This is a genomic window from Methanospirillum hungatei, from assembly GCF_020216685.1.
Classification (GTDB): Archaea; Halobacteriota; Methanomicrobia; order Methanomicrobiales; family Methanospirillaceae; genus Methanospirillum; species Methanospirillum hungatei_B.
This window is the reverse complement of sequence record NZ_JAIWNS010000257.1, coordinates 1-5,057: the sequence shown is the minus strand read 5'-3', so window position 1 is coordinate 5,057 and position 5,057 is coordinate 1. Positions and strand designations below refer to the sequence as shown.

6 protein-coding genes and 1 tRNA gene are annotated in these 5,057 nt (G+C 40.2%); 3 read left to right on the top strand and 4 right to left on the bottom strand.

Annotation, left to right across the window (positions count from 1 at the left end; genetic code table 11):
* The first annotated feature begins 227 nt into the window (after window positions 1–227).
* Both LDL35_RS14405 and LDL35_RS14400 read left to right on the top strand, forming a co-directional pair.
* Window positions 228–1,265, top strand: coding sequence for an IS66 family transposase (locus LDL35_RS14405; protein WP_304023694.1), 1,038 nt, complete (start codon window positions 228–230; stop codon window positions 1,263–1,265).
* Window positions 1,216–1,731: a transposase gene (locus LDL35_RS14400; protein WP_304023688.1), complete on the top strand. Its 516-nt coding sequence runs from the start codon at window positions 1,216–1,218 to the stop codon at window positions 1,729–1,731. Before LDL35_RS14405 ends, LDL35_RS14400 begins: the two co-directional genes overlap by 50 nt.
* A 210-nt stretch (window positions 1,732–1,941) precedes the next feature.
* Here LDL35_RS14400 and LDL35_RS14395 read toward each other — a convergent pair whose 3' ends face one another.
* The 4 genes from LDL35_RS14395 to LDL35_RS14380 all read right to left on the bottom strand — a co-directional run bounded on the left by LDL35_RS14395 (window position 1,942) and on the right by LDL35_RS14380 (window position 4,512).
* A complete protein-coding gene (locus LDL35_RS14395; protein ID WP_304023686.1) occupies window positions 1,942–2,181 on the bottom strand; it encodes a type II toxin-antitoxin system MqsA family antitoxin in 240 nt (79 codons plus the stop codon).
* Window positions 2,178–2,477 carry a DUF4258 domain-containing protein gene (locus LDL35_RS14390; RefSeq protein ID WP_304023684.1) on the bottom strand — a complete coding sequence of 100 codons (300 nt, stop codon included), beginning with the start codon at window positions 2,475–2,477 and terminating at the stop codon, window positions 2,178–2,180. Before LDL35_RS14390 ends, LDL35_RS14395 begins: the two co-directional genes overlap by 4 nt.
* Before the next feature lie 762 nt (window positions 2,478–3,239).
* Window positions 3,240–3,743 carry a type II toxin-antitoxin system VapC family toxin gene (locus tag LDL35_RS14385; RefSeq protein ID WP_304023682.1) on the bottom strand — a complete coding sequence of 168 codons (504 nt, stop codon included), beginning with the start codon at window positions 3,741–3,743 and terminating at the stop codon, window positions 3,240–3,242.
* A 697-nt stretch (window positions 3,744–4,440) separates the two neighbouring features.
* Window positions 4,441–4,512, bottom strand: a tRNA-Gly gene (locus LDL35_RS14380).
* 138 nt (window positions 4,513–4,650) lie between these two features.
* On the opposite strand from LDL35_RS14380, the gene LDL35_RS14375 reads away from it, so the two are divergent.
* Window positions 4,651–5,057: bifunctional precorrin-2 dehydrogenase/sirohydrochlorin ferrochelatase (locus LDL35_RS14375; protein ID WP_304023681.1), on the top strand; the 407-nt coding region annotated here is incomplete at its 3' end.

Genomic DNA, 5,057 nt, shown 5'->3' with positions numbered 1-5,057 from the left:
AAAAGTAGATCCAATTCACTATGTGAGCTATATCATAGTTTCATATCTCTCTAGCACCTGTACTACTGTATCTAGATGCCTAAAAATGATTGTTCCAACAATTGCTGTTACTATTCAGCCATACCCCTAATGAAATAAAACTCATATGATTTCTATTTATTGATTCACTCTCACAAGACCGAAAATTCTTAGTATTAGAAGCGCAAAACTATTATTTAGATTCGGTTATGGAATTCAGTGATGAGGAACAGGAACATATCCAAAAATCTCATCCCATTATAATCGAAATTATTTCTCGTCTACTGACTCAACTGTTTTTATTGAGAGAGGAGATTTGTGAACTAAAATCTCGTGTTCGAGAATTAGAGAACCGTTTTAACCTAAACAGCACAAACAGTAGTATTCCTCCGTCAAAAAATCCATTAAACCACAAAAAAATACCCAATAGCCGTGTATCTAGAGGAAATAGACCCGGAGGACAGACTGGGCATATTGGAACCACATTATCACCAGTTGAAAATCCCGACATAATAATCGACCATGCTCCAAATGTTTGTTCAGGTTGTGGTGCCACAGTACAGACTAAGCTTTTACAATTCCTTGATGAAAGACAGGAAGCTGAAAATCCTCCAGTAATTATCCAATGGATTGCTCACCGTATCTTTTCTTACCACTGCCCTGATTGTCATACTGTCACAAAAGGAGAATTTCCGAGACACGTCACTCAAAAAGTCCAATATGGTGTTCGTTTAACAGCATATGTTGCTTATCTCTCCGTTTATCAACTGATCCCGGTTAAAAGGCTCACACATATCCTTTCAGATCTTCATGGATGTTCGATCAGTCCAGGTACTGTCATCAATATGGTTGAACGGGCTCAAGGGAATCTTGAGGGATTCACGGATAAAATTAGAGAATTGCTGATTGAATCACCCGTCGTTCATACAGATGAAACCGGCATGAAAGTGGGTAAAAAGAAATCCTGGCTCCATGTCGCCTCAACCAAATTACTAACATTATACGGGATATTTGGAAGTCGCGGACATGCAGGAATCGAAGCTCTTGGAGTTCTTCCACATTATTTTGGGATAGCAGTGCATGACTTCTGGGATTCATATCACAAATATCCCTGTAATCATGCATACTGCAATGCTCACATTTTTAAGGGAACTGAAACGAGTGGAGGAAGAGACAAAACAAGACTGGGCTGTCAGGATGAGGGAACTTCTGCTCAAGGCAAAGAAAATTTCAGAGATTTTTCATGATAAGGACAAATTAGTAGATCCTTCACTAATCAAGTTCCTTAATGAGGAGTACTCAAACATAATTATTGAAGGCATGCAAGCAAATCCTCCTCCAAAACTTATTAAAGGTAAAAGAGGGAGGCGGAAACAACCCCATTCAAGGAACCTTCTTGAGCGGATGCAAAATCATCAAACAGAGATTCTGCTCTTTCTAACGAATCCTCTGGTCCCATTCGACAATAACCTCGCCGAACGCGACATTCGGATGCCGAAATTGAAAATGAAGATATCAGGACTTTTCCGAAGTGAAAATGGGGCACTAGCATTCTCAAGAATTCGTAGCTATGTCTCTACGATGCAGAAAAATGAAATTTCAGTCATAGAGGGACTCATGAAAGCTGCAACAGGCGATCCCTGGATTCCTGATTATTCTGAAAATAATCATCCTACCCTCGTTTCAACCAATCAAGAACTCGCATTGGCTTGATTTGAATAAAAGTTTATTTTTCGGAACATTAGGGTTAGTGACCATCGCTGAATAGTAATCTGGCAACAAAAAATTGAGAGATCATTCGTTTTATATCTGGAATTCGAACGCATAATCTATTTTCGTGGTATTATATTATAAATTTAATTTAGTTTTCAATATATTTAGATCACCACCATTAAATCAAATCTTATCAAAATATACCCATAATCATGCTGTTATAGGCTTGGCTTGAAAATCATATACATTGACCGAAAGACCAGGTTCGAGGCACCGGTTTGTGATTTCAGATATTCTGTCCTGTATCTCTTCTGATAAATATTCTTCACCACATACCGGACAGATCATTGCCGGCACATGCCTGAAAAGGAAAGCAACACCATTCTTTTCAAATGCGACGGTTGTAAAACTATCAACTGTTACACCTTCATTACATTGAACGCATTTCATTTCTTCACCTTATATGTGTAAGTCTCATCCCAGAGTGCAGGGTCAGGCTCATATGCTGTGATGATTACAATCGTTTCTTCTGGTTCATTAATTGCATAGGTTACATGTATAGTTCTGTTTTTGCATACATGTGAAACTAAATATGCAGGAAATGGTTTCGAATCATTATATGTCCGGATAATTGTCCCATCTTTTATGCATTTTACTACATCTTCCTTTAAAATGGATCGCTCCATCATCTTTTGATAAGCATGAATAGTTGTAATGAACTTTTTACCAGACACAACACTTGCCATTCATTCAATATCCCATTTAATTAGGTTTGTCATTTGTGAATGTGTTTGTTTGGATTTCTCCCATCATCACACGGTTCTGGTGCTCAATAGACAGAGGTAACTTATTTTCTTCAGTTTTTCTGTATCAATTGAAAAGTCCCAAGGTAGTCCAGACAGAATAAACCTGGTCAATATCTCCTACTTATTGAGATAACTAAACCGACAGTCATCCATCAACTACTGATTCCTCTGGTATATGTTCCGTTATCATATCAAAATTACAAGACCGTATGCGTACCCGAAGAATCATGGGACCCATCAAGTTAACGTCAGACCTGGACACGAGCCACATATTCAGACATCGGAAAACAACATCACTCCCCAAAAAATCCCGTACATTTCAAGGAGGATCTAATAATGATTCCAACACACCTTCGACCAATTATCTCAAACAGAACCCTGGCTCCCCCCTTTTCCTTCATCCAGCTCGGTCGCCGCTTCGCGGCTCCCTCGCACTCCCCACCATGTGTACCGACTTTCCTTTCCAACTTTCGCCGACGTAGATCATAGTGTTGAACCGTTGACTATGCATTGTCTTTGTTTTGGATCGGAATGAGTCCCTGATCTCATACGACAACTAAGCGCGGGATGGTAGATTCCTATATAAGATCAGATCCTGAGAAAAGAGCCAATTGGCAAGTGAAATGATCGGTAGAAATCACAAAACAAGTTTCTTATCCTGACAAATTCTCTAAAATTTGCGGTTTGGGGTTGAGTAAATATTCATGGTTTCCAAACCGTGAGCCAGGAAATTCGTTCATAATCAGAGTCATTGGTTGCAATATGAAATATTTGATTATACGAAGCAGAAGCTACTATTGCTGCATCAGCTGCCATAAGTCCGTATTTTTTGATGTTATCCTTTTGGAGAGAGAACACATCGGCATTATCTTCCAACATTATCATTTCACACGATAAAATGGCATCATATATTTCAAACGTTCTGGTAAGTTTTTGAATTATTGATGGATCTCTTTTTATGAGGTTCAGGGCTTGTTGGTGTGAATTAGCATTCCCATCCTCAATTACTTCAGCAATCATAAGACGGTGAAGAAATTCGTGTCGGACCATTGGAGGAAAGCAAAGGTGTATTTTTTGATTAATACTTCTGTGAAGAAGTTCTTCACAGGCTGAGTAATAGAGAGGGTGCTTAAACGCCCAATAAAGAAGTATGTTTGTATCGATTATTATCCAGTCACCATCAGGAAAATCAGGAAGTCTATTCAAAAATATCACTATCAATGATCTTTTCAATAAGGGTAGAATCTTGAATCTTTATATGTCCACATAATTTTCTGATTCGTTCATGTGATTCTTCACGTTCAATGGGATTGAGCGTTGAATGATGTTGGGTCTGAATTGATTTAATTTCTGCCATGTTTCTTCTTCTGGGATCTTTTTATTATGTCTCTTTTAGATGATATATGAATTTCTTGAATTATGGTTGCTAATAAAAGTGTATTATGATAAACACACCGTTATAAAAGGGATTCCAGATCCAATAGATGAAAAACAATTCATAAGATAGCGATGATTTAACGGCCAAAAATCTCCCAATTTCCTCTCAAAACTCATAAACTCTCTCCCCCTCATATCCCCTCGCTATCCAACCCAACCCCCCACCTTACAAACTCCCTGTCCGGAATCACTTCCGACCCCCTCGTGAAGGGAGGAGTTTATATAGCGCTCCGTAAATTCGACGATCCAAAGACAAGAAAAATCGAGATTATTTATAAACACGAGGCTGGAGGTGCCCAGGTACAAGCCTAAAGAGGATCTGCAGTGCCTCTCTCTTAAATGCCCAAAACCCGCAACAGTAAAAAAAAGAACCTGAAATCAGGCCCTAATCACGAAAAAATACCCTCTCTCTAAAAGTCATAAGAGAAATAAACGTAAAAAAAATGGGGACGGTATACGAAATGAGTGCGCTGACCGGGATTCGAACCCGGGTTTAGGCGTTGGCAACGCCTAGTGATAACCACTACACTATCAACGCAGTTGCTCTACATCGTCAGCTCTGCGAGGTAATAAACCTGCCGAAATCACTCTGGCTCCGGTTCGTATGAACAATGTCAGGAATAATTGGACAGATTGATATTTTCTACCTGCAAACCTCATACGAATGATCCCCCTGATGATTGACTTTACCGGAAAGAAAGTAATCATTTTCGGGGGAGGGGCTGTCGGAGCCAGAAAGGCACGGTACTTCGCACATGAAGCAGATGTCGTCGTATACAGTCGTTCTTTTCACCCGGAGTTTCAGGATATCCCGGTCAGAACGGAGGTCTGCAATCTGACCAGAGACCTTGAAACCCTGCGAAATATGATACATGATGCGTCGCTGGTCATCGCTGCCACATCAGATACCCAAATTAACGAGCTGATTGAAAGCGCCTGCGCCCGTGAACATATCTGGTGCAATGTAGCGGCAGGGAAACGGGGTGATGTCGTCCTCCCTGCAAAGATTACAGGGAACCGGTATGTCATCGCGGTCAGCACCTCAGGCTCGGTTCCGGCTGTATCACGGCTGATTCGTGAGGA

What these genes read in the sequence shown, in the direction of transcription:
- LDL35_RS14405 (WP_304023694.1), top strand. Translation starts at nt 228, where the DNA reads ATGGAATTCAGTGATGAGGAACAGGAACATATCCAAAAATCTCATCCC.
- LDL35_RS14400 (WP_304023688.1), top strand. Translation starts at nt 1,216, where the DNA reads ATGAGGGAACTTCTGCTCAAGGCAAAGAAAATTTCAGAGATTTTTCAT.
- LDL35_RS14395 (WP_304023686.1), bottom strand. Translation starts at nt 2,181, where the DNA reads ATGAAATGCGTTCAATGTAATGAAGGTGTAACAGTTGATAGTTTTACA.
- LDL35_RS14390 (WP_304023684.1), bottom strand. Translation starts at nt 2,477, where the DNA reads ATGGCAAGTGTTGTGTCTGGTAAAAAGTTCATTACAACTATTCATGCT.